Origin of the sequence: Litorivita pollutaquae (assembly GCF_003205515.1) — a bacterium.
In the GTDB taxonomy this organism is placed as follows: domain Bacteria; phylum Pseudomonadota; class Alphaproteobacteria; order Rhodobacterales; family Rhodobacteraceae; genus Litorivita; species Litorivita pollutaquae.
Genome location: NZ_KZ826492.1, coordinates 62,411 through 88,900, shown reverse-complemented (window position 1 = coordinate 88,900; position 26,490 = coordinate 62,411). Strand labels below are relative to the sequence as shown.

The following is a 26,490-nucleotide window of genomic DNA, read 5'->3' as shown; positions in this document are numbered from 1 at the left end:
AACAGGACAGCGTGCTAAGATGTATCCAACCTTGAAGACAGGATACACAAATGACCAAGAGACGCAGTTTTTCAGATAATTTTAAGGCCACGGTAGCGCTTGAGGCGCTTCGTGGAGACAAGACGGCTCAAGAGATTGCAGCCAAACACAAGATTCACCCGACGCAGGTGACGACATGGAAACGGCAGGCAATTGATGGCCTGACGGGTGTGTTCTCCGACAAGGTCAGGAAGGCTGAAGATAACGAAGCCGAAGTCAAAGAGCTTCATGCGAAGATTGGCAAGCTGGCGGTTGAAAATGATTTTTTGTCACAAGGGCTGAAGCGATGAGCCCGAGCGAACGCAAAGCGATGATCAATCGGGATCACACGGATCTGAGCCTGACCAGCCAGTGCAAACTGCTGAAGATCAGCCGGTCGTCGCTGTATTACGTGCCCGTTGGTGTGAATGCTGAGACGCTGGAATTGATGAACGAGATCGACCGCGTGTTCACGAAGTATCCGTTCTTCGGCAGCCGCCAGATCGCGGCCTACTTGCCGAGAAATGGTTTCCATGCCGGTCGCCACCGTGTGCGCAGGTTGACGGGTTTGATGGGTCTCCAGGCCGTCTACAAAGGCCCGAACACCAGCAAGAAGCACCCACAGCACCGGATTTACCCATACCTGCTCCGGAAGCTACCAATCACGCGGCCGAACCACGTTTGGTGCAGTGACATCACCTACATCCCTGTGAGGCGTGGGTTCTTGTATCTGGTCGCCATAATGGATTGGGCGACCCGAAGCGGTCCCAGACTACTGTGCAGTGCGCTAAGGTGCCTCCCGAACGCCTGTGGCGCAGCCTGAAGCACGAGGCAATCTATCTCGAAGAAATCCATGTCGGCTTTGCTGCATAACGGGCCATCAAAAAAACGATGACATTTCACAACTCATACCGCGCGCCTTTCGGGCTTGATCGGCAAACACCCGACGACGCATACTCAGCAGGCATCGAACAATTAAAAGCAGCATGAAACCTAAACCCGATACATCCTAGAAAATCTGCAAATCTGACCGAAAAGGGTGGGCCAATTCGGAAGTCGACTCCAGGTCGATCTATGCGTTCTGCGTTCTGCGTTCTGCGTTCTGCGTTCTGCGTTCTGCGTTCTGCGTTCTGCGTTCTGCGTTCTGCGTTCTGCGTTCTGCGTTCTGCGTTCTGCGTGCTCAGGGCCAAGCCTATTTCATTCTATACATTGCTGCGCACTTCGAACGCGCAGCACGGAAAAATGCACAAGCGGATTTGCCTCCCCGAACACTATATATTATGTCTTGAAGCATGTGCAGTTCGCAACGTCGCGGGCGGCATACTCACAGGGAGAGAGAGTTTTATGGATCGTCGTTTATTTTTGAAAACATCTGCGCTGGGTGGTACTGCCGCCGCCGCAACGACATTGGCTGCACCTGCCATTGCACAGGGTAACATTACGTGGCGTATGGTCACGACATGGCCCAAAAACTTCCCCGGTCTGGGCGTCGGTGCCCAGCGTCTGGCCGATCGTATCACTGCCGCCACCGATGGTGGCCTGACGGTACAGCTTTTTGCTGCCGGTGAAATGGTGCCCCCGCTTCAGGCGCTGGACGCTGTCATCGACCAGTCTGCTGAAATGAGCCATGGCGCGGCTTACTACTGGCAAAACAAGTCGGTTGGCTTGTCCTTCTTCACCGGTGTTCCATTCGGCATGACGTCGCGCGAGCTTACGGCTTGGGTCCGCCATATGGGCGGTCAGGAAATTTGGGACGACATTTATGATCAATTCGGCCTTCAAGGCTTTTTGTCCGGTGATACCGGCACACAAGCAGGCGGTTGGTTCCAAAAAGAATTGACCGGGGTCGAGGATTTGCAGGGCTTGCGCTTCCGCACTCCGGGACTGGGCGGTCAGGTCTGGCAGAAGATCGGTGCTTCGGTCACCAATATGGCTGGCGGTGAAATTTTTGCGGCTCTGCAATCTGGTGCGCTCGACGCGGCTGAATTTGTTGGCCCCTACAACGATCTGGCACTTGGTTTCCATCAGGTGTGCAAGCACTACTACACATCGTCCTTCACCGAGCCGGGTCTCGCGACAGAGCTTGTTGTCGACAAGGCCAAGTTCCAAGCTCTTCCTAAAAACTATCAGGAAATTGTAAAATCGTGCTGCGCGGCCGAATATGACAACGTTGCGGCCGACTTCGCGGCGAATGACCCGCGTGCCTTGCAAACGCTGAAAAACGATCATGGCGTGATTTTGCATCCGAATTTCCCGGACAGCATCCTGGAAGGTGCAGCACAGGCTGCCAGCGAGCTTCTGACCGAATTGCGTGACAGCAGCGATCCTTTGGTCAAACGCACCACTGAAAGCTTCATTGAAACGCTGAATATTGTACGTCAAAAAACGGAAGGCACGGATTCCGGTTTTGTCGCAGCGCGCGAGAAATACCTCAAGATCTGACTTTCAGACACAACGAAACAAAAAGGCCCGGAGCATCGCTCCGGGCCTTTTTTGCGTCAAACAACTGGCGACGCGTCAATAAAGAACCGACGGTAGCCAAGTGACGATCCCGGGGAAGATAAACAGAAGCGCGATGGCCAAGATCTGAAGGAGCACGAAAGGCACCGCCCCACGATAGATCTGCATGGTTGTGATCGAGTTTGGTGCCACGCCGCGTAGATAGAAAAGCGCAAAGCCGAAGGGGGGGGTCAGGAATGATGTTTGAAGGTTCACCCCTACCATTACCCCTAACCAAATCGGATCGATCCCCAAGCCCAAAAGTACCGGAGCCGTGATCGGAATAACGATAAAGATGATCTCGAACGTGTCGAGAATGAAACCCAGCACGAACATGACCATCATCACCGCGATCATGGCCCCCGTCGCTCCACCCGGTATGCGGGTCAGAAACTCCTCGACAAGGTTGTCCCCGCCCATTTGTCGGAACACAATCGCGAAAATTGACGCCCCGAACAGAATGATGAAGATCATCGAGGTGATTGTGGCGGTCGCCAAGGCTGTCTCGCGCAGCACGCCGAAGCTAAGCCGCCACCGCAGCCCTGCAAGGATTGTGGCGCCGACCGCTCCCACCGAGGCAGCCTCAGTCGGGGTGGCGATCCCGCCCAGGATTGAGCCGAGAACCGCAATGATCAAGGCCAGAGGTGGAACAAAGGCTGTCAGAACCTCCCGAAACAAATCCTTGCGATCTTCTGGTGCTACAGGTGTCGCCGGGCAGCTTTCAGGATCGGTCACCGCCTTGAAAATGATGAAGGATATGTAGATGCCTACAAGCAAAAGCCCCGGGAAGAATGCACCGGCAAACAGATCGCCGACCGAAACGGAGGTCGGAGCGAAATTGCCCTGTGACATCTGCACCTGCGCATGAATGCCCGCAATCATATCGCCCATAAAAATCAGCACGGTCGATGGTGGAATAATCTGGCCCAGCGTGCCGCTGGCGCAAATGACACCGGTCGCCACTGCGGGCTTGTATCCTGCCTTGAGCATTGCGGGCAACGAAATGAGCCCCATTGTCACGACCGTCGCGCCGACAACACCCGTAGAGGCCGCCAATAGCGCTCCGACAATCACCACCGAAATCCCCAAACCACCGCGCAAGTTGCCGAACAGTTTGCCCATGGTCAACAACAACTGTTCCGCAATGCGGGATCGCTCCAACATCACGCCCATGAAGATGAACAGCGGCACCGCAACCAAGACCTCATTGGTCATGTAGCCAATGTAACGGCCCGCAACTGCACCAAAGTTGGATGGGTCAAAAACCCCGAATTGCATCCCGATCAGCGCAAATATCAGCGAGGTGCCGCCCAGAGTAAACGCAACAGGAAAACCCAACATCAACATGCCGATGACGCCGAGAAACATCATACCGGCGAGGATCTCACCAATAACAATCGGGTCCATTGTGCTTACTCCGTCTCGTACTTGTAGCGAAAATTGTCAGGGATCAGATCTTCCCGTCGCGCCAAGATCAGTATTGAACGGATCAACATCGACACGCCCTGCAGGGCCACCAGCCCGGCGAAGACAAGAATGAATGTGCGAAGCACAAACAGGCCAGGCATCCCTCCAACATTGGAGGAGGGTTCAAACCGCTGCCAGGACCGGCTGACGTTGGGAAAAGAGTACACCCAGACAATGTACATAAACGGCAGTAGAAACAGGCAAACCCCGATCATGTCCATGATCGCCTTGCGTCTCACGGAGGCGGTGCGGAAAAAGATGTCCACACGCACATGATCGTTTCTGAAAAGTGCAAATGCGGCAACAGATGTGAACATCACACCGTTCAGCCAAATATACAGATCCTGCATCCAAAGACGCGTATTCCCAAAGAAATAACGTTCTATCACGACCCAGAAACAGACGACGAAGACCCCGACTGCCAACCATGAAAAGATGTGGCCCACTATGATGTTAAGACGATTTATCGCCCGCATTAGAATCGAAAGATACCCCAACGCTGCCCCTCCCAACACGCGAGATCTCGGCAGTGCCGAATGCGTGATTCTTCTTAACTTTACATCCGTATCGTATGAAGCCTTATTCCATATGGCGTCAACTATTTTACGCGCTTTCCTAAGCTGCGATGACCGGCGGCAATCTGGGCTCTTTCCCATTTGTTGGACAGTTTCTGGCGTGGTTTAAGCTACTTTTTGCACCTGCTGCTCCATTGGACGGCAGAGTTTGCATGGCCCTCCCCCCGAGCGCCGGGGGACGTTGCAATCCTCGGCCAATGGACCATGGCCTGCTGGCCAACGCAGAATGCGGGCGTTCATGGGTGTAGATAGCGGCCCATTTCCTGACGTCATCCTTCGCGCCGGAGCCTGCTTCCCAAGCGTGTAGGTTGAGGCACCTCTTCGGATAGGCGCATGTGCCTGGGGATGGTAACGATCTCCCAAAGGGCAACTTACGGCGAACATCCGGCTTGCGATGGAGAACGATAGCTTTGCGAGTTTTCCGGGGCGTGCTTTTGGGTGTTTTAGCAAATAAAACGCCGCAGCACATGATGCCGCGGCGTCGGTTTCGCTGTATTATGATGCTCAGCGGCTCAGGATTTTTTTGCCTTGCGGCGCAACAGCCCCGCAGCGCCAAGACCCGAGAGCAGGAGCGGCAAGCCGGCGGGCAGAGGCACGGCCGGCGCAAGATCGACTTCGAAGGTTGCCGAGCCATAGATCGAGCCATTCAAATCGATCGCGAAGCTGTCGGCGTCCCAAAAAAGGTTGCTCTGCGTGATCGCGGTGCTGTTGGACACGATGTTCACGCCCACGATGTTGCCAGCCAGACCGGTGAAATCGAATACAAACCCGTTGAAGGGAAGATCCGCCGCACCGATGTTGAAATTGCCTTGGATTGTTGTGCCGGAAAATGTGAAGCAATTGTAAGGCGCGGCGTAGCAGATGGGCGTACCCGAACCGAGGGTGGTCGTGCCTAAGGCGACTTGCTGGTAAAAACCGGCATCGAACGGGCCACCGGACCCGTTAACTCCAAGGGCACCGGATACGGTTGCGGCCTGCGCTGTGGTTGCCGCGAGTGCCATAACCGCACCGACAACAAGGGCCTTCAAAGACAACATACTCATAATACAACCTCCATAATAAATTCACGTGGCAGGAGCATGGGCTGCTCCTACATAATATTGCAACTGAAATATCCCTTTTAATAAAAATTATCGCAATACTATGGGGTTATCGCTCTGACGCGCGTTCAATTGTTGCCGGTACGTGGATAAATCCCATTCTGGGGCGGACATTGTTTTTTTGCGGCCCGTTCCCACGTAAAAGGCGGGATTCACATCTGGTCTGCTTTCGGGCGCGCGCTATAACCGGTAGGAGCGGTTTTCTTGTCCTAAAGAGAGCGCATATCGACGGTTTTCGATCCTGCCCGCAAGCGTAAGTGAAATCATTGGTTTCGATGTTTTCGGTGACGTGATGACGCTCACACCTTTATGGGGACCGTGACGGGGCCCAAGGTTAAGCGCCATGATGATCGCGCTTTCGCCGGTTCCGATCCCATCGCGCGCATTCTGTTCCGCGACGGCATGGGTTCGGATCGTTTGTCAACTGGCCCCGATGTGCGTGGCTTTGCCGGTGATCTACGCGCCTCGCCGCCATTGTTCAGGATAAAGCGGCGATGTGCGGCGACCCTTTCGCGGGGCGGCATGACCGCCACTTATCTGTCGGCCTTATGGGCGATGTTGGGGCAGGGGGCTGCGGGTGCCAGCCATAAAGACCGTGAAAGAGGCGCCTGTTCAAATCGCAGGGTCAGAAATTGCGGAACAACCGTGTGGCGTTGAACATCGATTCCAATTCCTCGATGCGTTCGGCCGATTGGGCCCAACCTTTGCTTTGCACCTCCGCGATCAAGGCCTCGATAATCAACATAATGGCGATGGTGCTGTCCCAACTTGAAGGGGCTTCGACCATCGCGTTAAAGCAATAATCGGCCTCGGCGGCGATCGGGCTGCTCCATTGGTCTGTGAACAAAACCAAGGTCGCGCCGCGTGATTTGGCCAATGCCGCCAGCTTTTGCAGGTCCTTCTCATAGCGCCGGATGTCAAAGACGATCAGCACCGATTGCGCATCCATATCGAGCAGATACTGCGGCCAGACATTGGCAGATTGCCCCAAGAGCGTCACGCTTGGCCGGATGATTTGCAGATGGTTGAAGAGGTAGTCTGCATTGGACCGTGTGATGCGCCCCCCGGCGAGATATAGGCTATGTGCAGGTTCGGCCAAAAGCGCCGCAACGGCGTCAAAGGTCGCGGTGTCGAGACGGTCGAGGGTATGTCCGAGGTTGGCAAAAACCGCTTCGGAAAACTTGGCGATGGTGTGGCCCTCGGGGCGGTGCCCCTGCGTGCGGGCGTGTTTCGACATGGGTTTCTTGATCTGGTCGGCAACTTCGCCGCGCAGGGCATTTTGCAGGTCGGGAAAACCGTCGAACCCCAATTTACGCGCCATGCGGATGACTGTGGGCGTGCTGACCTCGGCCTGCACAGCGAGTTTCGTGATCGATTGCAAGCCCGCCACCGGATAATCGGTCAACAGCGCCGAAGCCACGCGGCGCTCCGAGGGGGTGAGCGCCTCCATATCGCTGTGCAGGCGGTCTTTTACGAGGGGGGCGGGGTGCTGCATTTTTAGGCTGTCCTGTCTGCTTTGTTGCAGGTTAAGGCGGCTCTGAAAAAAGGTCTACAGAAATAAAGTTGACAGAACTTGCCGCCTTGTAGTTTGCTCTACAAAAGCCTGCCCGGCTGTGCGACTCTGCGCGGCGACAGGGGCGGGATGATGGGGATAGGACGGGTCAATGTTAACCGCTGCTGAAGGCGATGCTGTAGAGGTGATCAACCGCGAGGGGTCTGCGCCCGTTGTGCTGGTGTGTGAACATGCCAGCCGGTTTATCCCCGCCTCGTTACAGGGGCTTGGATTGGATGCGGAGGCGGCGGCCTCGCATGCGGCATGGGACATTGGCGCGCGGGACGTGGCGGTGGAATTGTCCCGCCTGTTGGATGCGCCTTTAGTGGCCTCACGGGTGTCGCGATTGGTTTATGATTGCAACCGTCCGCCCGAGGCAGACAGCGCCTTTCCTGCGCAAAGCGAAGTCATCGAGGTCGCGGGCAATCGCGGGTTGACCGAGGACGAAAAACACGCCCGCACGGCGGCAATCTATACGCCGTTCAAAACCGTATTGGCGCAAGTGATCGCGGAGCGCACCGCCGCACCTGCTCTTGTCACGATCCATAGTTTCACGCCGGTTTATTTCGGTGAACGCCGCGCCGTGGAATTGGGGCTTTTGCACGACGCGGATGCACGGATGGCCGAATGGATGCTCAAACAGGCCCGTAAAACCACCGCCTTGAGGGCTGCGCTGAATGCCCCCTATGATGCGCGCGACGGGGTGTTGCATACGTTAAAATGTCATGCGACTGCGGCGGGTCTGCCATCGGTGATGATCGAGATCCGCAATGATCTTGTCGCAACTCCGGCGCGGGCCGTGTCGATGGCGGCGGCTTTGGCGCCGATGATCGAGGGCGCAGCCGGCGAGGTGGTCAGCAGCGGCGCACAAACGCGGGGGATGCGGGGATGAAGATCCTGAAAACCTATATCCGCGTGGTGGACGCGGTGAACTACCGGATCGGCCGCGTGGTGATGTATGGCATCTTCGTGTTGATGGGCATCCTTTTGTGGTCGTCGATTTCCAAGACGTTTTTCCTGCCCTCGCTGTGGACGCTGGAAATGGCGCAATTCGTGATGGTCGGGTATTACATCCTTGGCGGTCCGTATTCGTTGCAGATGGGCAGCAACGTGCGCATGGATTTACTATACGGCGAATGGACCCCGCGGCGCAAAGCAGGGGTGGATTGCCTGACAGTTTTGTTTTTGATCTTCTATTTGGGCGTGCTGCTCAAGGGCGGCATCGACAGCACGGCCTATAGCTTCAAATACGGCGGCGAGCGTAGCCCGTCCGCATGGCGTCCCTACCTTTGGCCGATCAAAGTGACCATGTGCATCGGCATCGGATTGATGTTGCTGCAAGCCCTGTCAGAGCTGGCCAAGGATATTTTGCGCCTGCGCGGGCAGTGGAATTTCGAAGGCGAAGACGCCACAGCGGAGCGCGCCGATGCCCTATGAAATGATCGCGATTTTGATGTTCTCGTCGATGATGTTGATGCTTTTGACGGGGCAACGGGTTTTTGGCGCAATCGGCTTTGTCGCGGTGATTGCGGCGTTGTTTCTGTGGGGGGATCGGGGGGGATATGACCTCGGGTTCTCGGCGGCAATGAAGTTGATGAAATGGTATCCGCTGCTGACCCTGCCGATGTTCATTTTCATGGGCTACGTTTTGTCGGAAAGCAAAATTGCCGATGATCTTTACAAGATGTTCCATGTCTGGATGGGCGGATTGCGCGGCGGTTTGGCGATTGGCACGATCGGATTGATGGTGTTGATTTCCGCGATGAATGGATTGTCGGTGGCGGGCATGGCCATCGGGTCGACGATTGCTTTGCCCGAACTTCTCAAACGTGGATATGACAAACGCATGGTCACCGGCGTGATCCAGGCCGGATCGAGTTTGGGCATCCTTGTGCCGCCCTCTGTGGTCTTGGTGCTTTATGCGATGATCGCGCGGCAACCGGTCGGGCAATTGTGGTTGGCCGGCGTGTTTCCGGGGTTGATGATGGCGGGGATGTTCATCGCCTATATCGTCATTCGGTGTCGGTTGAATCCCGCGCTCGGGCCGGTGTTGAGCGCCGAAGAGCGCGACATCCCGCGCGCCGAAAAGATGCGCCTGCTGCGCGCCGGATTGCTGCCCGTGATCATTTTCGCGGTGATGATGGTGCCGTTTGTAAAGGGCTATACCTCTTTGGTCGAAAGCTCGGCCATCGGTGCATTGGCGGCGTTTCTGGCGGCGGTTTTCAAAGGGCGCATGACCAAAGAGGTTTTCGAGACATCGGTGCGCCAGACGTTGGCGATTTCGTGCATGTTCATGTGGATCATTCTTGCCGCGCTTGCCTTTGGCGCGGTGTTTGATGGCCTCGGCGCGGTCAAAGCGATCGAAAGCGTGTTCACCGAGCGATTGAACCTTAGCCCGTGGATGATCCTTATCCTGATGCAGCTCAGCTTTATCGTCATGGGCACGTTTTTGGACGACACGGCGATGTTGGTGATTGTTGCGCCGCTTTATGTGCCCTTGGTGGGGGCGCTCGGGTTTGATTTGATCTGGTATGGCATCCTTTATACCATCACCACACAGATCGCCTATATGACGCCGCCCTTCGGGTATAACCTGTTTTTGATGCGCGCCATGGCACCGCCCGAGATCACGCTCAAAGACATCTATGGATCTATTGCGCCGTTTGTATTGGTGATGGTTTTTGCCCTGATCCTGGTCATGACCTTCCCGCAGATCGCCACATGGCTTCCGGACTATGTCTATGGAAAATAACGCATAACAATCAAAAGAGCCCCTAAGGGGCCGCATTCGACCAACATCTATTACAACCCGACAAGGAGAGAAATGATGACCACGAGACGTAAGTTTATCCAAGGGGCCGCCGTTGTGCCCGCCGCCGCGCTTGCCACCCCTGCGCTGGCGCAATCCACGATCAAATGGCGTTTGCAAACCTATGCGGGCGCGGCTTTGGCGGACCATGTGATCAAGCCCGCCATCGACAGCTTCAACAAAATCGCCGGTGACCGGATGCAGATCGAGCTGTTCTTTGCCGATCAATTGGTCCCCACCGGCGAATTGTTCCAAGCCATGCAGCGCGGCACAATTGATGCGGTGCAATCGGATGACGACAGCATGGCCAGCCCCACCGATGTGACGGTGTTTGGCGGCTATTTCCCCTTTGCCTCGCGCTATTCTCTCGATGTGCCGGTGTTGTTTAACCAATATGGATTGAACGAGATCTGGGATGAGGAATATTCCAAAGTCGGCGTCAAACACATCAGCGCCGGCGCATGGGATCCATGCCATTTCGCCACCAAAGACCCGATCCGCAGCCTTGCCGATCTCAAAGGCAAACGCGTCTTTACCTTCCCCACCGCAGGCCGGTTCCTAAGCCAGTTCGGGGTTGTGCCTGTGTCCTTGCCTTGGGAAGATATCGAGGTTGCGGTGCAAACCGGCGAACTGGACGGCATCGCATGGTCGGGCATCACCGAAGATTACACTGTCGGTTGGGCGGATGTGACCAACTACTTCCTAACAAACAATATTTCCGGTGCTTGGGCGGGCTCGTTCTTTGCCAATATGGAGCGTTGGGACGAATTGCCCGATGATCTCAAAGAGCTGCTCAAGGTCTGCATGGACCAATCGCATTACTATCGCCAATGGTGGTATTGGGGCGGCGAAGCGTCCTTGCGCGTCAACGGGCCAAAGATGGAATTGACCACCATCCCCGACGAAGAATGGGCCACAGTCGAAGACGCCGCGATCAAATTTTGGGACGAGATTGCCGCCGAAAGCCCGACCAAGGCCAAGGTTGTCGACATTCTCAAGAAATATAACGCTGATATGGTCAAAGCGGGCCGCCCATACCGTTACGGTTAAGCGCCGCGCATATCCAAAGACCCATAGGCGGGAGCGCAGGCGCGCTCTCGCCCCTTTTGCCCCCGAAGGGCGATATTGAGAGAGCAGATAATGACCCAAGCCACGCCGCATGTGATGACCTTCGAAAGCCTGAAAACCCAAACCGCCGCCGGCGAGATCGACACGGTTCTGGTCTGTGTGATCGATATGCAGGGGCGGCTTATGGGCAAACGGTTCCACGCGCAGGCCTTTGTCGACAGCGGCCATGCCGAAACCCATTGCTGCACCTATCTTCTGGCCACGGACCTGGAGATGGCGACGCCCGAAGGCTATGCCGCGACCAGTTGGCAAAGCGGTTATGGCGATTACGTGATGCGCCCCGACCTGACCACATTGCGCCCGATCCCGTGGCTTGAGGGCACGGCGATGGTGCTGTGCGATATCGAGGACCACCACGGGCAGCCGATTGAACATTCTCCGCGCCATATGTTGAAATCTCAAATCGCGCGGCTGGAGGCTTTGGGCCTGAGCCCCGTCATGGCCACCGAATTGGAATTTTTCCTCTTCGAGCAAACCGGCGATGAGATTGCCAAAGGCGGGTTTCGCGAATTGACCCCGGTTTCGCGCTATAATGAGGATTACCACATCTTCCAAACCACCAAGGAAGAACCCGTCATGCGCCCCCTGCGCAACGGCCTTTATGCCATGGGTATCCCTGTCGAGGGCACCAAGGGCGAGGCCGAGATCGGCCAGGAAGAATTGAACATCAAATACGCGCCCGCGCTTGATTGCGCCGACCATCATAGCATCGCCAAACACGCCACCAAGGAAATCGCATGGCAAAAGGGCCGCGCCGCCAGTTTCATGGCCAAATATCGCCACGACCGCGTCGGTAGCTCTAGCCATGTGCACCAATCGCTTTGGCAGGGCGGTGCGAATGCCTTTGTCGATGCGGATCGCCCCTTGGGCAAATCCGAAATGATGGATCACTACATGGCGGGGCTGATCAAATATGCCGCCGATTACACCTATTTCATGGCGCCCTATATCAACAGCTACAAACGCTTCGCCAAGGGCAGCTTTGCTCCGACAAAATTGGTTTGGTCGGTGGACAATCGCACCGCTGCCTTTCGGTTGTGCGGCGAGGGGACAAAGGCCGTGCGGGTCGAATGCCGGATCCCCGGCGCCGATATGAACCCCTATCTGGCTCAGGCGGCCATGTTGGCGGCGGGGCTTAAAGGCATCGAAGAGAAACTGGAATTGCCCGCCGCCTTCGCGGGCGATGCCTATGCTGCGGATGGCACGCCGGAAATCCCGACCACATTGCTCAAGGCGCGCGATGCCCTCAGCGGGTCGGACATGCTCCGCGCCGCCTTTGGCGATGCGGTGATCGACCATTACACCCGCGCCGCCACATGGGAGATCGAAGAATTCGACCAAATCGTCACCGACTACGAAGTCGCACGTGGCTTTGAAAGGGCTTAAGCTAGAATGACCACCATTACCTGTATTTCCCCGATCGACGGATCGGTTTTGGCCACCCGCGCCGCCATGTCTTTGGATGCCGCACGGGCCGCCGCCGCCAAGGGCCGCGCTGCGCAGGCTGCATGGGCCGCGCGCCCGCGGGCCGAACGCACCGCATTGGTTCTCAAAGCAGTGGACATCATCGGATCGCAAAATGATCGGATGACCCGCGAATTGGCCGGTCAAATGGGCCGCCCGACCCGATATGGCGGCGAATTCGGCGGTTTTGCCGAACGCGCGCGCTATATGGCCGAAATTGCCGACAGCGCCTTGGCCGATATGGTGATCGAGGACAGCGATGCCTCTACCCGCAAGATCGTCCGCGAAGCGCGCGGCCTTGTTTTGGTCGTTGCGCCGTGGAACTACCCCTATATGACCGCGATCAACACCATCGCGCCGGCGTTGATTGCGGGGAACACGGTGATGCTCAAACACGCCTCGCAAACGCTTTTGGTGGGGGAGCATCTGGCCGAGGCGTTCCATGCCGCAGGCGTGCCCGAAGACGTGTTCCAAAACGTGTTTTTGAGCCATGATGTGACCTCAAGCCTGATCGCGGAACGCGGCTTTGACTTTGTCAATTTCACCGGATCGGTCGGCGGCGGGCAGGCGATGGAGCGCGCGGCGGCGGGCACGTTTACGCCCGTGGCCACGGAATTGGGCGGCAAAGACCCCGGATATGTGCGCGCCGATGCCAACCTTGACGCGGCGGTCGAGACGTTGATCGACGGGGCGATGTTCAACGCCGGTCAATGTTGTTGCGGGATCGAGCGGATTTATGTCCACGAGAGCCTCTATGACGCTTTCGTCGAAAAATCTGTGGCGTTGGTAAACACCTATAAACTGGGCAATCCGACCGAGGCGGGAACCACAATCGGGCCGATGGCGCATGTGCGTTTTGCCGCCACGGTGCGGGCGCAAATCGACGCCGCCCTTGCCGCCGGAGCCACCGCGCATATCGCCAAAATGCCGGCCGATGACGGCGGCGCATACCTGACGCCGCAAATCCTCACCGGCGTCACCCACGAAATGGAAGTCATGCGCGAAGAAAGCTTTGGCCCCGTGGTCGGGATCATGCCGGTGAAGGACGACGCCGAGGCGGTGGCCTTGATGAACGACAGCCATTATGGATTGACGGCTGCCATCTGGACGGCGGATGTCGCCGCCGCAGAAGCCATCGGTGCCCAATTGCAAACCGGCACCGTGTTTATGAACCGGTGTGATTATCTTGATCCGGCCCTGTGTTGGAGCGGGTGTAAGGACACCGGATCGGGCGGCGGGTTGTCACCCATCGGCTACCACAATCTCACACGACCGAAATCTTACCATCTCAAGAAAGCCTGAGCCATGAACCTCACCGGAAACTGGTCCTACCCCACTGCCATGCGTTTTGGCGCGGGGCGCATTGCCGAACTGCCCGAGGCCTGCCTTGCCGCAGGTATGAAAAAACCGCTGTTGGTTACGGATAAGGGATTGGCCAACCTGCCGATCACCGCTGCCGCATTGGATTTGATCGAGGGCGCCGGATTGGGGCGCGGGATCTTCTTCGACGTTGATCCGAACCCGACAGATGCCAATGTGGCCGAGGGGCTCAAAGCCTACCGCGAGGGCGGCTATGACGGGGTTGTGGCCTTTGGCGGCGGCTCTGGATTGGATTTGGGCAAGGTCATCGCCTTTATGGCGGGGCAGGTGCGCCCGTTGTGGGATTTCGAAGATATTGGCGATTGGTGGACGCGGGCCGATCCCGCCGGCATCCATCCGATTGTTGCGGTGCCCACCACCGCAGGCACCGGATCGGAAGTGGGCCGCGCCAGTGTCATCACCAACAATGAGACCCATGAGAAGAAGATCATCTTCCACCCGCAAATGTTGCCGGCTGTGGTGATTTGTGATCCCGAATTGACCATTGGCATGCCGAAATTCATCACGGCGGGGACCGGCCTTGATGCTTTTGCCCATTGCGTCGAGGCCTATTCCAGCCCGCATTACCACCCGATGAGCCAAGGTATCGCGCTGGAGGGAATGCGGTTGGTCAAAGAATATCTGCCGCGTGCCTATGCCGACGGCAGCGATATCGAGGCCCGCGCCCATATGATGAGCGCGGCGGCGATGGGCGCGACAGCGTTCCAAAAAGGGTTGGGCGCGATCCATGCGCTGAGCCATCCGATCGGCGCGGTGCACCATACCCACCACGGCACGACGAACGCGGTTTGCATGCCCGAGGTCTTGCGGTTCAATGCGGATGCCATTGCCGCGCGGTTCGATATGGCGGCGGCTTATTTGGAGATCGAGGGCGGTTTTGCCGGTTTCCAAGCCTATGTCGACGGGTTGAACACCGCGATGGGCATTCCTAAAACCCTCACCGAATTGGGGGTCACGGATCCCGATTTGGACGCTTTGGTCGATGCCGCGTTGCGCGATCCGTCGACGGGCGGAAATCCGGTCGAGATGACGGCGCAAAACACCCGCGCGTTGTTCGAAGCGCTGCTTTAAGATCCTAAACCAAAATGAGACATGGGCGCTCCGGGTGCGCGCCCATGTCCTATGGTCGATGTGGTCTTTGATCCGGGGGGATCAGAATGCAGCCCCTACGCGACCTCAGCAGCCGCTCTCGATACTGCCCTCGGGGCCGCAGAACAGGCGATACATCATGCCGATCACTTCGGCGGTTTTGTCATCTGACAGCGAATAATAGATGGTTTTGCCTTCGCGGCGGGTGGTTACCAAACGGTCTTCGCGCAGACGGGCAAGCATCTGGCTGACGGCGGCTTGGCGAATTTCCAAAAGGGCTTCCAATTCACCGACGGATTTCTCGCCGGTCCCGAGGTGGCACAAAATCATCAACCGCCCCTCATGGGCCAGAGTTTTCAGATAGGCAGCTGCGTCGGCGGCGCTTTTTGCCATTTCTTGTGGGGGTGCTTTTGGATCGGGTGTCGTCACGAAACTAGGTCCGGTGTTGTGGGTTCGCACTCGGATACCACGGCTCTTCGCCTCTTGGTAGAGAGTCGGAGAAAAGCGGGACGAATGCCCAAGTTTCCGCCCTTTGATTGTGCAGCTGTCCCATGCGCCGCAGTCAAAGAGAACAGAATGTTCGCAAGCGGCATGGGGACCGACGCGTCCGCAGCGGCCGGAGCGCTCGCTGCGGCGGGCAGGCCTGTGGCGTTAGCGCAGCATGATCACGTTGCGGCGGGCCGCGCCAGAGCGTGTGTCTTCCATGGCCTCGTTGATCTGCTCCAAGGTGAAGCGGTTGGAAATCAGCTCGTCGAGTTTCAAACGCCCCTGCTGATACAGGTCCACCATCCATGGGATATCGCGTTTGACGACCACGCCGCCCATTTTCGAACCCAGAATGCTTTGGCCCTGGTTGGCCATGATCAATGGCGAATAGGTCGCGACTTTATCGCCGTGCGGCATGCCTACCATGACGACTTTGCCCCGCGCGGCGAGATATCGCGGCGCCACGTCATAAACAGGCGCGGCGCCGACGGTGACCAAAACCGCATCGGCTCCGCGACCGAGGATCTTTTTTGCCGCGTTCCATGGTTTGGGTTCGGACGCCAGAACGCCGTCGGTCGCGCCGAATTCTTTGGCCGCGTCCAATTTGTCTTGGTGCATGTCGACGGCAATGATGCGGCGGGCCCCGGCGATGCGCGCGCCTTGGATCGCGTTGAGGCCGACGCCGCCCGCGCCAATGACAACAACATCTTGGCCCGCAGTGACGCCGCCGGTGATGACCGCCGCGCCGACACCGGTGATCACGCCGCAAGACAAAAGGCAGGCCACGTCTTTGGGCATGTCGGCGGGGATTTTCACGATCTGGCTGTGATGGATTACGGTTTTTTCCGCAAAGGCACCGGTTTCCATGGCGTGATACACCGGCGTGCCGTCTTTGGTGGTGACTGGCGACGCGGCGTAATCGACGGGGGTTTCGCATGTGGTGGGGCTACCGGATCCGCAGCTGTCGCAATGGCCACAGGCGCGGATCAAGGTGACTGCGACGCTGTCGCCGATCTCGAACCCTTGCACGCCATCGCCCAAGGCGGTGATGCGGCCTGCGGCTTCGTGGCCGAAGAGCGCGGGCAAATATCCCCCGAAACCGCCGTCTTGATAGGACAGATCCGAGTGACAAATCGCCACGGCGTCCAATTCGACCTCGACTTCGCCCATCTTCGGGCCGCGAATTTCGACCTCTTCGATCACCAAAGGCGTGCCGAACGCGTGGCAAATAGCTGCTTTCATTGTGCTCATGTTAAATCCCTCTCCATATCCCTCGGGCGGTCACAGGACCGGTCGTAATCTTTATAGCCGCGCGAAATATTATTCTGCTAGCCGAAACTAGGGTCTTGCGCGTTTTGACGTAGCGGAGAACAGCGCAGCAGCCACCAGCGCCAGAACAATTGCGATGGCAAAGGGTGCACCGGGAAAATAGAGCGGCGCCCGCGCATGGGTGAAGGCGGCAAAACTTGCGCCAAATACCACCGGTGAGATGACCATCGACAGGGCCCCGATGGCGGCCAGCACACCTTGCAATTCACCTTGGGCATTGGCGGGCACCTGCGCCGACATGATGGATTTGAGCGCCGGCATTCCGATCGAGCCAAGCGCGCCCAGTGGCACAAAATACATCACCAGCGCACCGTTGGTTACAAGGCATAGCATCGAGAACCCGAGAACATCGGCAAGAATGCCATAGCGCACGGTGCGCGCCTCGCCCCAGATCCGCAGGGCAGGGCGGATCAACACGATCTGGACAAAAGCCATCGACATGCCAAACACCGCAAGCGATAGGCCAATGCCCCCCGTGTCCCAGCCAAAGCGCTCGGCGGCGAAATAGGACCAGATCACCGGATAAACCTGCCCGACAATTTGATAGACGAACAGCATCCACAAGAGCGGTCGCAGCGCGCCCATGTTGGCCACCGCGCGAAAGGCGCCTAAGGGGTTGGCGCGTTTCCATGAAAAGGCACGGCGGTTCGGCGCGGTCAGGCTTTCGGGTAGGATCAGCGCGCCAAAGGCAAGGTTGAGGGTCGTTAACGCCGCAGCGGCGATAAACGGTGCACGGGTGCCCATTTCACCCAAAAGACCGCCCATCAGTGGCCCGATGACAAAACCGACACCAAAGGCCGCCTGGATCAATCCGAACCGCGCGGCACGGTCTTTTCCGGTTGTCGTATCGGCGATATATGCGACCGCCGTGGCATGGTTGGCAGAGGTGATCCCGCCGATGATCCGCCCGACGAACAACACGAAAATGCTGCCGGCGACGGCCATCAACACGTAATCCAATGCCATGACGGCCAAGGACACCAAAAGCACCGGGCGCCGCCCAAACCGGTCCGACAGATTGCCCAAAATCGGCGAGAAAATGAATTGCATCACCGCGAAAATCGCCGTGAGCCCCGCGCCCCAAAGCGCCGCCGTTGCCAGATCCCCGCCCTGCACTTCGCGGATCAATTGCGGCATGACGGGCATGATCAAACCGATGCCCATCGCGTCGATCAATACGGTCACAAGGATGAACATGCCGGCCAGTCCGCTGCGGGGCGGCGGAGCGGTTGGCGCGCTGTTCGATGGCGCAAGAAGGATCGGTGAGGCATCGGGCGCGGGCAGGGTCAAAGCGGCAAACCAATCGGGCAAAGAGCAAAGCGTCGGCATCGCGCCGCTTTGTCCTGTCTAGGCGGTCAGCCCGCCTTTGTGAATTCCAAAGAGGTCGCGGCCTTGGCAAAGCGGCGGGCCTCTGCCGGTGCGTTACCCATTTGTCTGGCGGGATCAAAGAGGGCATCGACATCCATATCGGGAAAGGCTCCGGCGGCCAGTTCCGCCAAATGCGCACCGGTTTTTGTGGCCTCAAGGCAAAGGTTTTTTACGGCAGCTTGGGCCTCGGGTCGCGGCAGGGTCTGGGCCAAAGCAAACGACAATGCCTCGGCATATATCAACCCCTGACCGCTGGTGAGGGCGGCGCGCATGGCATCGGCGTCGGGGGCGAGGGTTTGGCTCAAACTGCGGGCCTGTTCCAATATCGCCGCGCCCGAGAGGCACAGTTGCGGCACAGTTAGCCATTCGGTGAACCATGCCGACCCGTCGCGTTCCAATGTCGGGCTGCCTGCGGACAAAAGGGCGCCGTTCAGGGCGTTGATCTGTCGGGTGAGGGCGAGGATCGCGCTGGGTTTCACCGGGTTTTGCTTTTGGGGCATGGTCGATGATCCGCCCGCCGTCCCCAAGATCACCTCGCCAATGCCGGTCATGGTCAGGACCAGCAGGTCTTCGGCCATTTTACCAAGCGCCGCGCCAAGGCGCGCGAGCCAGCCGGACAGGGCAAGGATCGGGCTGCGGTCACTATGCCATGAACGCCGGGGGTCGCGCAGGCCAAGCGCGGCTGCCAAAGCGGTGCGGATGGCTTCGGCCTTTGGGCCCATCGCGGCGCCGGTGCCTGCTGCGCCCGACAGCGAAACCCATAATACGCGCTCCCTCAAGGCAGGGAGTTCGGCGTGTAGATCAAGCAAAGGCGCGCCCCAATGGGCGATGACCGATCCGAAGCTCACCGGCGTGGCGTGTTGGCCATATGTGCGCCCTGCCATCGGCAGCTCGGCGTGGGCTTTCGCCAATTTGCCCAAACCGGACAGCGTTTCGGCCAAGAGCGCGTCATATTGCGCCAACACTTGCCGCAGGCGCAACATCAATCCGGTGTCGAGGATATCTTGCGATGTCGCGCCGAAATGAATGTATTGGCTGTGCTCGGGGGCTTCCATCGCGGTGCGAAAGGCGGCGACAAAGGCGGGGATGCACACGCCGTCGGTGGCGGTGGCACCGGCCAATCCGGCGGGATCGATCTGCACCTCCATTGCCGCGCGGTGGATCGCGGCGGCGGAAATTTCCGGGATCACACCGGCCGCGCCTTGGGCCTTGGCAAGCGCACCTTCGACGATCAACAAAGCGCGCATTTCGGCGCTGTCGGTGAAGAGTTTCGACACCTCACCGGCGTTGAAGAGTTTCGCAAGCAGCGGGCTGTCGTAAACGGATCCAGCCATAGGGTTGTTATCCTTCGGAAATCTGGTCGAGCAATGCGGCCAGTGTATCAGGCGCGGCAAAAAATGGCGAATGGCCACAGGTCATGTGGTGGACATCCGCGCGTGGCCAATCGCCGGTCATGGTCAATTGGTATTCGGGCGGAATGGTTTGGTCATCGGCGCAGTGGATATAGCTGCGCGGCAGGTCTTGCGAGCGCGGCGTCAGCGTCAAAGGCGTGGTCTGCGGCGCGATGGCTTCGGCGCAAAGGTTCTCTTTGGCAAAAATGGCGCTGTCCTGCGGACAATCTTGATAGAAAACACCGGTTGCCGCATCGGGTTTGATGGTGAACCCGCGTCCATCTGCGGTTTTCTCGATCGCGTGGAGCAGCGGTTGACGCGGTGCGGACATGCGCATGTCGACCAAGGACTTGCCGCTTTGGGGCACATAGGCGCAAAGGTAGACCAGCCGCGCGATTTTATCGGGGGCTTTTTCCGCCGCCGCAGTGATCGCGTAGCCGGCCATGGAATGCCCGACGAGGAGCGTGTCATGGTCCATTGCCGCGAGGATGGCATCGGCATAGTCTTCGAGTGTCACGTCTTGATAAGGCGTGGTATCCGCCCCGTGTGACGGTAGATCAATCGCCGAAACATCATGCCCGCGCGCATGCAACAAGGGGATCACATCGCGCCAGCACCAAGCGCCGTGGCAGGATCCGTGAATCAGCAGAAATCTGGCCATTTAGATATCCAAAAACACGGTTTCATCATCGCCTTGCAGGCGAATGTCGAACCGATATTGGCGCTCACCCGTCTTCCTTGCAATGAGCGTCTGGACGCGCGGGGTTTGCTCGATGCGGGATAAAAGCGGATCGTCGGTGTTGTCCTCATCGTTGAAATAGATCCGCGTTTGCAAGCCGTTGTTGAGGCCGCGCGCAACGATCCAAAGGCTGATGTGCGGCGCTTGCATCGCGCCATTGCGGTGGGCGACGGCGCCGGGTTTGACCGTGGTGAGGGTAAAGGTGCCGCGGTCTTTGTCGGCGGCGAAACGGCAAAACCCGGTGACCGCCGGATCGGCATCGGCGTGACCTGCGAATTTGCCTGCCGCATCCGCTTGCCAGCTTTCGAACATCGCATCGCGCAAGGCCCATCCGGTGCCATCAAAGACCGATCCGGTGATGGTGATCACCTCGCCCTTCGGCGTGCCGTTGATCGGCGATGTGCCAAGGTCTTCGGCATAGATTCCTTTGACGCCCGCAAAGGAGGGAATGCAACCGATATGGACGTAAGGACCGGCGGTTTGCGATGGTGTTTCGACAAGCCTGTCAAGAGGTTGGACCATGGTTTACATCCCTTCCAGTTTGTTTTCGAACATCGTCTGACGACGGCCGCGCAGCACGATATCGAATTTATAGGCGAGGTAATCGAGGGGGCGGGATTTGCTCATATCCAAGGGCGCGACAAGGCGGTCAAGCTGGCTGCGCGATTTGATCGTCGCGGCGATGGGGCATTTGTCGATCAACGGATCGCCCTCGAAATACATCTGGGTGATCAGGCGTTGGCCAAAGCTGTGGCCAAAAACCGAAATGTGAATATGCATCGGGCGCCAATCATTGCCACGATTTTGCCAAGGGTAGGCGCCGGGGCGAATGGTCAGGAATTCATAATCGCCGTTCTCATTGGTGATCGTGCGGCCGCATCCGCCGAAGTTCGGGTCAAGCGGGGCAAGGTAGCTGTCCTTGATATGGCGATAGCGCCCGCCGGCGTTGGCTTGCCAGAGTTCGATCAACGTATGGGGCACGGGACGGCCGAATTCGTCCAATACGCGGCCATGCAGGAGGATGCGTTCGCCCATGGCTGCGGCCTTGCCTCGGGTGTAATTCATAATCAGATTGTTGTCCCATTCGCCCAAAACCTGATGGCCGAAACGCGGGCCGGTCTCTTCGGAGGGGGTGCTTTCCATGCTCAGAAGTGCCCATTTCGGGCTGCGCGCGACCGAGGTCTTGTAGTCGGGGTCATAAGCGACCGGATGCGCGGCGCGGTTGCGCGGCACGAGGGGGCCAAGGTCAGCCATTGCCATCCTCCATATCATCAAAAATGTCCCGCGCCAGTTTGAACGCGCTATTGGCGCGCGGCACACCGGCATAGATCGCCACATGCATGAGGGCCTCGGTGACGTCCTCACGGGTCGCGCCGGTGTTGGCGGTGGCGCGCAGATGCAATTCGAATTCCTCAAGGTTGCCGAGCCCTGCCAGCAGAGCCAGTGTGATCATCGAACGCTCGCGCAGGGTGATCGTGTCGCGGCTCCAGACATGACCCCAGGCGGCATCGGTGATCATGTCCACAAAAGGCGCGGCGATGTCGTTCGGGTCGGCTTTGGAACGTGTCACATGCGCCTCGCCCAGCACACGGGTGCGGGTCGCGGTGCCTTTTTCTCGCATGGTTTCGTCGTCAGACATGGCCTGTTTCCTTGATGAACTGGATCAGCAGATCGGCAAAGGCATCCGGTTGCTCGACACAGGGCAAATGCCCGGCGCGGCGGATGATTTCGAACCGCGATCCGGGGATCAAATTCACGGTTTCGCGGACCAGATCGGGCGGTGTGGATCCATCATCCGATCCGGCAATGCCGAGCGTCGGCAGGCGCAGGCCGCTGGTCGGGGTGTAAAAATCTGTGCCTGAAATTGCGGCGCAGCAACCAGCGTAACCTTCCACCGATTGTCGGATCAACATATTGTGCCATGCGGAAAATTCGGGCGATGCGCGAAAATTCTTGTGAAACCAGCGCTCTAGAATGCCGTCGGCCAACGGGGCGATCCCGTCCTTTTTGACTGCGGCGATCCGGTCGGCCCACATTTGCGGTTGGCCGATTTTCGCGGCCGTATTGGACAGGACCATTGCCCGCACCAGATCGAGCCGTTTGACCGCCAATCCTTGCGCGATCATCCCGCCGATAGACAGCCCGACAAAGAGGCTGTTCTTGACCTCCAGATGATCCAAAAGCTGTTCGGCATCGCGCACCAATGTGCCCATCGAATACGGAGCTTTGGTCGCGTCCGACAAGCCATGCCCGCGTTTGTCATAGCGGATCATCCGTAGCCCGCCGGGGAAGGCCGCGTGCAGATGCGCGACGACCTTGTCCCAAAGCCGGAAGTCCGTGCCAAGCGAATTGGCAAAAACCACGGCGGGCGCGTCTTTTGGCCCTTCGTCGCGGTAATGAAGCCCAACGCCATCGAGATCGAGAATATGCATTAGTATGGCAGTCCTACATAATTTTCCGCCATCACCCTCTGCGCGTTTTCATTGTCGCGCAAGAAGGCGATTTCGGCCTGTTGCATCTTAAGGTCAAAATCCGATTGGTCGGGGAAGCGGTGCAAAAGGTTGCTCATCCACCAACTGAACCGTTCGGCTTTCCACACCCGGGCAAGGGCTTTTTGCGAATAGGCGTCAAGCCCTTCGCAGGAGCCGTCGCGGTAAAAATCCCTCAACCCGTCAAACAGATAATGGATGTCCGAAGCGGCGGTGTTCAGGCCCTTGGCCCCTGTCGGTGGCACGATATGGGCGGCGTCCCCGCAGAGGAACAATCGCCCCCACCGCATCGGTTCGGTGACAAAGCTGCGCAGCGGCGCGATGCTTTTCTCGATCGCCGGGCCGGTGATCAATGCCTCGGCGGTTTCCTGTGGAATGCGGCGTTTCAACTCGGCCCAAAAGGCGGCGTCGGTCCAATCCTCGGGCTTATCCGATAGGGAACATTGAATGTAATAGCGGCTCAAGTTCGCATTGCGCATGGAACAAAGGGCAAAGCCGCGTTCGGAATTGGCGTAGATCAATTCATCGTCCACGGGCGGGGTTTCCGACAGGATGCCAAGCCAGCCAAAGGGGTAGACCTTCTCGTATTCCTTGCGCATGGCGCGCGGGATGGTTTGGCGGCTGACGCCGTGAAACCCGTCGCAACCGGCAATGTAATCACATTCGATGCGGTGCGCGGTGCCATTGGCGTCATAAGTCACGAAAGGCGCATCGCCATCGGCGCCGTGGATCACCACGTTCTCGACGTTAAACCGGATATCCCCGCCCATGGAGTCGCGGGCGTCATAAAGATCGCGCGTGACTTCGGTCTGGCCGTAAACCATCACCGGCGTGCCGGTCAATCTCTTGAGGTCAATCTCGAAAACCTCATTGCCATATGCAATTTTGGTGTGGTCATGAATGAACCCTTCGGCGTCCATACGCTTGGCCACGCCGGCGGTGCGCAACAAATCGACCATGCCGGTTTCCAATACGCCGGCCCGAATGCGGCCCTGCACATACTTGCGGGTTTTGCGTTCCAAGACCACGGAGGAAATGCCCGATCTGTGAAGCAATTGCGACAGAAGCAGACCCGAAGGACCGCCGCCAATAATGGCTATTTGTGTTCGCATTGGCTCCTCCCTGTTTGAGAGATGACTCTGGCATTTGATTTGCTATGTCAACTATAGGGCGTGCTCCTGCAGGCTGTCCATGCGTGAACGTAAGGCGCTTAGGTGTCCACAAGCGCCAGCGCGCGGGTCATGAGTGCAGGGTCGACATTGCCGCCGGATGCCACGGCAATCACGTCCTCCCCATCTATTTTCTCCTTGTGAAACAAAGCCGCAGCCAAGGCGACCGCGCCGCCGGGTTCGAGCACGATTTTCAATCTCAGCATGGCAAGCGCCATCGCGCGCAAGGCCTCTTCGTCGCTGACAGAAAGGCCGGGACCACACAGGCGTTTGAGAATCGGAAAGGTCAAATCGCCGGGTTGCGGCGTGATAATCGCGTCGCACAGGCTGCCCGACAGGGCGGGATTGCGTTCGATCCGGCCGGCGCGTAGCGAGCGGGCGACGTCATCGAAGCCTTCGGGTTCGACAGGGCGCACAGTCATGTTTGGTGCCCGTGCCTCCAAAGCCAATGCAATGCCAGAGGTCAATCCGCCGCCTCCGCAACACACTAAAACCTGTGCCGTATCAATGCCTTGATTTGCGGCTTGCGCGGCAATTTCCAATCCACAGGATGCTTGACCGGCGATGACCATCGGGGCGTCAAAGGGTTTGATTAAGGTTAGCCCCCGCGCCTCGGCCATCTGCGCACCAATGGCATCGCGGTCTTCGCTGACACGGTCGTAGAGCACGACCTCGGCCCCCAACGCGCGGGTGTTGTCGATCTTCAGCTGCGGGGCATCTGACGGCATGATGATCACAGCAGCCACGCCGTGGCGCGCGGCGGCCATGGCGACCCCTTGGGCGTGGTTGCCGGACGAAAAGGCGATCACGCCGCGTTTGCGCGTGTCCTCATCCAGAGCAGAGAGCGCCGACCAAGCGCCGCGAAACTTGAACGATCCGGTGTGTTGCAGGCATTCGGCCTTGATCCAGACGCGCCGCCCGGCGATTTCATCCAAAAAGGGCGAGTTGAGCAATGGCGTGCGCCGTGCATGGCCATTGAGGCGGGCTGCTGCGGCGTCGATATCGGTGATGGTGACGGCCTCTGACATGGGATTTCCCTTTCAATCGCTCAGTAGACATCAAGCGCGGCAATGCCGGTCAAGTCGGGCAAGACCCTTTGCGGTGTCGCGGGCAACCGGTCGATCGGCGCGCCGTTGCGGTTGACCCATGCGGTGGTAAACCCATAGGCCGCCGCCGCCGCCGCGTCCCAGCCGTTGGACGACACGAAAAGAACCTCATCCGGCGCGCATCCGAACCGCGCGCCCACCAGATCATAGACCGTTTTTGCAGGTTTGAAGATGCCGACGCTTTCAACCGACAAGACGTCGTCGAGCACCGCGCCAAGCCCTGCCGATTGCACTGCACCGGCGAGCATCTCCGGCGATCCGTTCGACAAGATCGCCGTATTGAGCCCGCGTGCCTTGAGCGCGTCGAGCATCTTTGGCACTTCGGCATAGGCCGGCAACTCCCAATAGAGTTGCAAGAGACGTTCTCGCAGCGCCGGTTCGGTCAATCCCTCGGCCTCCAGTGCCCAATCCAATCCGTCTTGGGTCACCTGCCAGAAATCACAATGGGCGCCCATCACAGCCCGTAGCCAACTGTATTCCAATTGCTTGCGCCGCCAGTTTTCCGCCACGCTGGGCCAATGGGTCGCCAGGGCACCGGCACCGGGTTCGGCGGCGGCAATGCGGGCGGCGGCGTTGACGTCAAACAGCGTGCCATAGGCGTCGAAGATACAGGTGGTGACGGGCATGATATGGTCCTGTTTGGCGGTGCCTTTTGGGCGGTTAAGGGGATTTGTGGATCACCGCGAGAGATCGGCATGGGCGGCGCCACGGCCTATATGAGAGGTTCAGGATGCAACGTTGCATGCGAACCCTTTCAGCGCAAAGACAAAATCTGCGTTCCCGCCGATGCGTTTGCAAATCCGGCGCAGCGGGCTTAAACTTGCTGTCGAGCCGACAAGCACCCGCGCGCCGCGTGGCCTTGGCAAATCAATCCCCTATCAGAACTGGATATTCCATGACCGAGATCAAATCGGGCGATACCGTCCGTATTCATTACACCGGCACCCTCAACGATGGCAGCACCTTTGACAGCTCCGAAGGCCGCGACCCTCTCGAGTTCGAAGTGGGTTCGGGTCAGATCATCCCCGGCCTCGACAAGGCTTTGCCCGGCATGACCGCAGGCGAGAAGAAATCCGTGACCATCGCTCCCGAAGAGGCCTATGGCCCCGTCCATGCCGAAGCTATGCAGGTTGTGCCGCGCGGCGAGATTCCCGACGACATCCCGCTTGATCTGGGCACGCAGCTTCAGGTGCAAACGCCCGACGGGCAGGCGATGGTTGTGACCGTGGCCAATGTGACCGAAGCTGAAGTGACGCTGGATGCGAATCATCCGCTCGCAGGTAAGGAATTGACCTTTGATTTCGAGATCGTCGGCATCAACTGATCCGGGGT

The 26,490-nt window shown here is 58.4% G+C and carries 27 protein-coding genes; 11 read left to right on the top strand and 16 right to left on the bottom strand.

From position 1 onward, the window contains the following. Nucleotides 1–50: 50 nt before the first annotated feature. The 3 genes from DI396_RS15415 to DI396_RS15405 all read left to right on the top strand — a co-directional run bounded on the left by DI396_RS15415 (nucleotide 51) and on the right by DI396_RS15405 (nucleotide 2,460). Nucleotides 51–329, top strand: coding sequence for a transposase (locus DI396_RS15415; RefSeq protein WP_204362865.1), 279 nt, complete (start codon nucleotides 51–53; stop codon nucleotides 327–329). After that, nucleotides 326–841, top strand: a complete 516-nt coding sequence (locus tag DI396_RS15410) for an IS3 family transposase (protein WP_110797210.1) — start codon at nucleotides 326–328, stop codon at nucleotides 839–841. The genes DI396_RS15415 and DI396_RS15410 overlap by 4 nt, the downstream gene beginning before the upstream one ends. A 521-nt stretch (nucleotides 842–1,362) precedes the next feature. Beyond that, nucleotides 1,363–2,460, top strand: a complete 1,098-nt coding sequence (locus DI396_RS15405; RefSeq protein ID WP_110797209.1) for a TRAP transporter substrate-binding protein — start codon at nucleotides 1,363–1,365, stop codon at nucleotides 2,458–2,460. Between the two features lie 75 nt (nucleotides 2,461–2,535). Here the strand turns inward: DI396_RS15405 and DI396_RS15400 are convergent, their stop codons facing one another. The 4 genes from DI396_RS15400 to DI396_RS15385 all read right to left on the bottom strand — a co-directional run bounded on the left by DI396_RS15400 (nucleotide 2,536) and on the right by DI396_RS15385 (nucleotide 7,154). Next, nucleotides 2,536–3,924 (bottom strand): TRAP transporter large permease, encoded by a 1,389-nt coding sequence (locus DI396_RS15400; protein ID WP_110797207.1) that lies wholly within the window; start codon nucleotides 3,922–3,924, stop codon nucleotides 2,536–2,538. 5 nt (nucleotides 3,925–3,929) lie between these two features. Next, entirely contained in the window at nucleotides 3,930–4,460 is a 531-nt protein-coding gene (locus DI396_RS15395) for a TRAP transporter small permease subunit (protein ID WP_204362867.1), read from the bottom strand. Nucleotides 4,461–5,071: 611 nt separating this feature from the next. Further along, nucleotides 5,072–5,602, bottom strand: a complete 531-nt coding sequence (locus DI396_RS15390) for a VPLPA-CTERM sorting domain-containing protein (protein ID WP_110797206.1) — start codon at nucleotides 5,600–5,602, stop codon at nucleotides 5,072–5,074. A gap of 682 nt (nucleotides 5,603–6,284) precedes the next feature. Next, nucleotides 6,285–7,154 carry a MurR/RpiR family transcriptional regulator gene (locus DI396_RS15385; protein WP_110797204.1) on the bottom strand — a complete coding sequence of 290 codons (870 nt, stop codon included), beginning with the start codon at nucleotides 7,152–7,154 and terminating at the stop codon, nucleotides 6,285–6,287. A gap of 169 nt (nucleotides 7,155–7,323) precedes the next feature. Between DI396_RS15385 and DI396_RS15380 the strand changes: the two genes are divergently transcribed. The 7 genes from DI396_RS15380 to DI396_RS15350 all read left to right on the top strand — a co-directional run bounded on the left by DI396_RS15380 (nucleotide 7,324) and on the right by DI396_RS15350 (nucleotide 15,063). Beyond that, complete coding sequence (locus DI396_RS15380) at nucleotides 7,324–8,103, top strand: N-formylglutamate amidohydrolase (RefSeq protein WP_110797202.1); 780 nt, start codon at nucleotides 7,324–7,326, stop codon at nucleotides 8,101–8,103. Continuing rightward, nucleotides 8,100–8,648 carry a TRAP transporter small permease subunit gene (locus DI396_RS15375; RefSeq protein ID WP_110797201.1) on the top strand — a complete coding sequence of 183 codons (549 nt, stop codon included), beginning with the start codon at nucleotides 8,100–8,102 and terminating at the stop codon, nucleotides 8,646–8,648. Before DI396_RS15380 ends, DI396_RS15375 begins: the two co-directional genes overlap by 4 nt. Then, the gene (locus DI396_RS15370; RefSeq protein ID WP_110797199.1) at nucleotides 8,638–9,963 is read left to right on the top strand and encodes a TRAP transporter large permease; all 1,326 of its coding nucleotides are present in this window, start codon (nucleotides 8,638–8,640) and stop codon (nucleotides 9,961–9,963) included. Before DI396_RS15375 ends, DI396_RS15370 begins: the two co-directional genes overlap by 11 nt. A gap of 75 nt (nucleotides 9,964–10,038) precedes the next feature. After that, entirely contained in the window at nucleotides 10,039–11,070 is a 1,032-nt protein-coding gene (locus DI396_RS15365) for a TRAP transporter substrate-binding protein (RefSeq protein WP_110797222.1), read from the top strand. A gap of 114 nt (nucleotides 11,071–11,184) precedes the next feature. Continuing rightward, nucleotides 11,185–12,534 carry a glutamine synthetase family protein gene (locus tag DI396_RS15360; protein ID WP_110797220.1) on the top strand — a complete coding sequence of 450 codons (1,350 nt, stop codon included), beginning with the start codon at nucleotides 11,185–11,187 and terminating at the stop codon, nucleotides 12,532–12,534. A 6-nt stretch (nucleotides 12,535–12,540) separates the two neighbouring features. Beyond that, nucleotides 12,541–13,914 carry an aldehyde dehydrogenase family protein gene (locus DI396_RS15355; RefSeq protein WP_110797197.1) on the top strand — a complete coding sequence of 458 codons (1,374 nt, stop codon included), beginning with the start codon at nucleotides 12,541–12,543 and terminating at the stop codon, nucleotides 13,912–13,914. Nucleotides 13,915–13,917: 3 nt separating this feature from the next. Then, on the top strand, nucleotides 13,918–15,063 hold the full coding sequence (locus tag DI396_RS15350; protein ID WP_110797196.1) for an iron-containing alcohol dehydrogenase: 1,146 nt from the start codon (nucleotides 13,918–13,920) through the stop codon (nucleotides 15,061–15,063). Between the two features lie 105 nt (nucleotides 15,064–15,168). Here DI396_RS15350 and DI396_RS15345 read toward each other — a convergent pair whose 3' ends face one another. From DI396_RS15345 to DI396_RS15290, 12 genes are all read right to left on the bottom strand, one after another. Further along, on the bottom strand, nucleotides 15,169–15,474 hold the full coding sequence (locus tag DI396_RS15345; protein ID WP_110797194.1) for an ArsR/SmtB family transcription factor: 306 nt from the start codon (nucleotides 15,472–15,474) through the stop codon (nucleotides 15,169–15,171). A 258-nt stretch (nucleotides 15,475–15,732) separates the two neighbouring features. Further along, a complete protein-coding gene (locus DI396_RS15340; protein WP_110797193.1) occupies nucleotides 15,733–16,818 on the bottom strand; it encodes a Zn-dependent alcohol dehydrogenase in 1,086 nt (361 codons plus the stop codon). A gap of 87 nt (nucleotides 16,819–16,905) precedes the next feature. Continuing rightward, nucleotides 16,906–18,225: a TCR/Tet family MFS transporter gene (locus DI396_RS15335; RefSeq protein WP_110797191.1), complete on the bottom strand. Its 1,320-nt coding sequence runs from the start codon at nucleotides 18,223–18,225 to the stop codon at nucleotides 16,906–16,908. A 26-nt stretch (nucleotides 18,226–18,251) separates the two neighbouring features. Next, on the bottom strand, nucleotides 18,252–19,598 hold the full coding sequence (locus DI396_RS15330; RefSeq protein ID WP_110797189.1) for a lyase family protein: 1,347 nt from the start codon (nucleotides 19,596–19,598) through the stop codon (nucleotides 18,252–18,254). 7 nt (nucleotides 19,599–19,605) lie between these two features. Beyond that, a complete protein-coding gene (locus DI396_RS15325; protein ID WP_110797187.1) occupies nucleotides 19,606–20,316 on the bottom strand; it encodes an alpha/beta fold hydrolase in 711 nt (236 codons plus the stop codon). Then, complete coding sequence (gene pcaG, locus DI396_RS15320; protein ID WP_110797186.1) at nucleotides 20,317–20,916, bottom strand: protocatechuate 3,4-dioxygenase subunit alpha; 600 nt, start codon at nucleotides 20,914–20,916, stop codon at nucleotides 20,317–20,319. It abuts the gene before it with no gap. 3 nt (nucleotides 20,917–20,919) lie between these two features. Further along, complete coding sequence (gene pcaH, locus DI396_RS15315) at nucleotides 20,920–21,648, bottom strand: protocatechuate 3,4-dioxygenase subunit beta (protein ID WP_110797184.1); 729 nt, start codon at nucleotides 21,646–21,648, stop codon at nucleotides 20,920–20,922. Further along, nucleotides 21,641–22,033, bottom strand: coding sequence for a 4-carboxymuconolactone decarboxylase (gene pcaC / locus DI396_RS15310; protein ID WP_110797183.1), 393 nt, complete (start codon nucleotides 22,031–22,033; stop codon nucleotides 21,641–21,643). Before pcaC ends, pcaH begins: the two co-directional genes overlap by 8 nt. Further along, nucleotides 22,026–22,826, bottom strand: coding sequence for a 3-oxoadipate enol-lactonase (gene pcaD / locus DI396_RS15305; protein WP_110797181.1), 801 nt, complete (start codon nucleotides 22,824–22,826; stop codon nucleotides 22,026–22,028). Before pcaD ends, pcaC begins: the two co-directional genes overlap by 8 nt. Continuing rightward, on the bottom strand, nucleotides 22,826–23,995 hold the full coding sequence (pobA, locus tag DI396_RS15300) for a 4-hydroxybenzoate 3-monooxygenase (RefSeq protein WP_110797179.1): 1,170 nt from the start codon (nucleotides 23,993–23,995) through the stop codon (nucleotides 22,826–22,828). Before pobA ends, pcaD begins: the two co-directional genes overlap by 1 nt. A 98-nt stretch (nucleotides 23,996–24,093) precedes the next feature. Beyond that, complete coding sequence (locus tag DI396_RS15295) at nucleotides 24,094–25,080, bottom strand: threonine ammonia-lyase (RefSeq protein WP_110797178.1); 987 nt, start codon at nucleotides 25,078–25,080, stop codon at nucleotides 24,094–24,096. A 20-nt stretch (nucleotides 25,081–25,100) separates the two neighbouring features. Beyond that, nucleotides 25,101–25,784 carry a haloacid dehalogenase type II gene (locus DI396_RS15290; protein ID WP_110797176.1) on the bottom strand — a complete coding sequence of 228 codons (684 nt, stop codon included), beginning with the start codon at nucleotides 25,782–25,784 and terminating at the stop codon, nucleotides 25,101–25,103. Nucleotides 25,785–26,053: 269 nt separating this feature from the next. Between DI396_RS15290 and DI396_RS15280 the strand changes: the two genes are divergently transcribed. Next, nucleotides 26,054–26,482 (top strand): FKBP-type peptidyl-prolyl cis-trans isomerase, encoded by a 429-nt coding sequence (locus tag DI396_RS15280; RefSeq protein WP_110797173.1) that lies wholly within the window; start codon nucleotides 26,054–26,056, stop codon nucleotides 26,480–26,482. The last annotated feature ends 8 nt before the right edge of the window (nucleotides 26,483–26,490 follow it).

What these genes read in the sequence shown, in the direction of transcription:
- DI396_RS15365 (WP_110797222.1), top strand. Translation starts at nt 10,039, where the DNA reads ATGACCACGAGACGTAAGTTTATCCAAGGGGCCGCCGTTGTGCCCGCC.
- DI396_RS15350 (WP_110797196.1), top strand. Translation starts at nt 13,918, where the DNA reads ATGAACCTCACCGGAAACTGGTCCTACCCCACTGCCATGCGTTTTGGC.
- pcaD (WP_110797181.1), bottom strand. Translation starts at nt 22,826, where the DNA reads ATGCATATTCTCGATCTCGATGGCGTTGGGCTTCATTACCGCGACGAA.
- DI396_RS15375 (WP_110797201.1), top strand. Translation starts at nt 8,100, where the DNA reads ATGAAGATCCTGAAAACCTATATCCGCGTGGTGGACGCGGTGAACTAC.
- DI396_RS15395 (WP_204362867.1), bottom strand. Translation starts at nt 4,460, where the DNA reads ATGCGGGCGATAAATCGTCTTAACATCATAGTGGGCCACATCTTTTCA.
- DI396_RS15295 (WP_110797178.1), bottom strand. Translation starts at nt 25,080, where the DNA reads ATGTCAGAGGCCGTCACCATCACCGATATCGACGCCGCAGCAGCCCGC.
- DI396_RS15280 (WP_110797173.1), top strand. Translation starts at nt 26,054, where the DNA reads ATGACCGAGATCAAATCGGGCGATACCGTCCGTATTCATTACACCGGC.
- DI396_RS15385 (WP_110797204.1), bottom strand. Translation starts at nt 7,154, where the DNA reads ATGCAGCACCCCGCCCCCCTCGTAAAAGACCGCCTGCACAGCGATATG.
- pobA (WP_110797179.1), bottom strand. Translation starts at nt 23,995, where the DNA reads ATGCGAACACAAATAGCCATTATTGGCGGCGGTCCTTCGGGTCTGCTT.
- DI396_RS15290 (WP_110797176.1), bottom strand. Translation starts at nt 25,784, where the DNA reads ATGCCCGTCACCACCTGTATCTTCGACGCCTATGGCACGCTGTTTGAC.
- DI396_RS15355 (WP_110797197.1), top strand. Translation starts at nt 12,541, where the DNA reads ATGACCACCATTACCTGTATTTCCCCGATCGACGGATCGGTTTTGGCC.
- DI396_RS15370 (WP_110797199.1), top strand. Translation starts at nt 8,638, where the DNA reads ATGCCCTATGAAATGATCGCGATTTTGATGTTCTCGTCGATGATGTTG.
- DI396_RS15330 (WP_110797189.1), bottom strand. Translation starts at nt 19,598, where the DNA reads ATGGCTGGATCCGTTTACGACAGCCCGCTGCTTGCGAAACTCTTCAAC.
- DI396_RS15335 (WP_110797191.1), bottom strand. Translation starts at nt 18,225, where the DNA reads ATGCCGACGCTTTGCTCTTTGCCCGATTGGTTTGCCGCTTTGACCCTG.
- DI396_RS15390 (WP_110797206.1), bottom strand. Translation starts at nt 5,602, where the DNA reads ATGAGTATGTTGTCTTTGAAGGCCCTTGTTGTCGGTGCGGTTATGGCA.
- DI396_RS15345 (WP_110797194.1), bottom strand. Translation starts at nt 15,474, where the DNA reads ATGGCAAAAAGCGCCGCCGACGCAGCTGCCTATCTGAAAACTCTGGCC.
- DI396_RS15410 (WP_110797210.1), top strand. Translation starts at nt 326, where the DNA reads ATGAGCCCGAGCGAACGCAAAGCGATGATCAATCGGGATCACACGGAT.
- DI396_RS15325 (WP_110797187.1), bottom strand. Translation starts at nt 20,316, where the DNA reads ATGGCCAGATTTCTGCTGATTCACGGATCCTGCCACGGCGCTTGGTGC.
- DI396_RS15340 (WP_110797193.1), bottom strand. Translation starts at nt 16,818, where the DNA reads ATGAGCACAATGAAAGCAGCTATTTGCCACGCGTTCGGCACGCCTTTG.
- pcaC (WP_110797183.1), bottom strand. Translation starts at nt 22,033, where the DNA reads ATGTCTGACGACGAAACCATGCGAGAAAAAGGCACCGCGACCCGCACC.
- pcaG (WP_110797186.1), bottom strand. Translation starts at nt 20,916, where the DNA reads ATGGTCCAACCTCTTGACAGGCTTGTCGAAACACCATCGCAAACCGCC.
- DI396_RS15360 (WP_110797220.1), top strand. Translation starts at nt 11,185, where the DNA reads ATGACCTTCGAAAGCCTGAAAACCCAAACCGCCGCCGGCGAGATCGAC.
- pcaH (WP_110797184.1), bottom strand. Translation starts at nt 21,648, where the DNA reads ATGGCTGACCTTGGCCCCCTCGTGCCGCGCAACCGCGCCGCGCATCCG.
- DI396_RS15380 (WP_110797202.1), top strand. Translation starts at nt 7,324, where the DNA reads ATGTTAACCGCTGCTGAAGGCGATGCTGTAGAGGTGATCAACCGCGAG.
- DI396_RS15405 (WP_110797209.1), top strand. Translation starts at nt 1,363, where the DNA reads ATGGATCGTCGTTTATTTTTGAAAACATCTGCGCTGGGTGGTACTGCC.
- DI396_RS15415 (WP_204362865.1), top strand. Translation starts at nt 51, where the DNA reads ATGACCAAGAGACGCAGTTTTTCAGATAATTTTAAGGCCACGGTAGCG.
- DI396_RS15400 (WP_110797207.1), bottom strand. Translation starts at nt 3,924, where the DNA reads ATGGACCCGATTGTTATTGGTGAGATCCTCGCCGGTATGATGTTTCTC.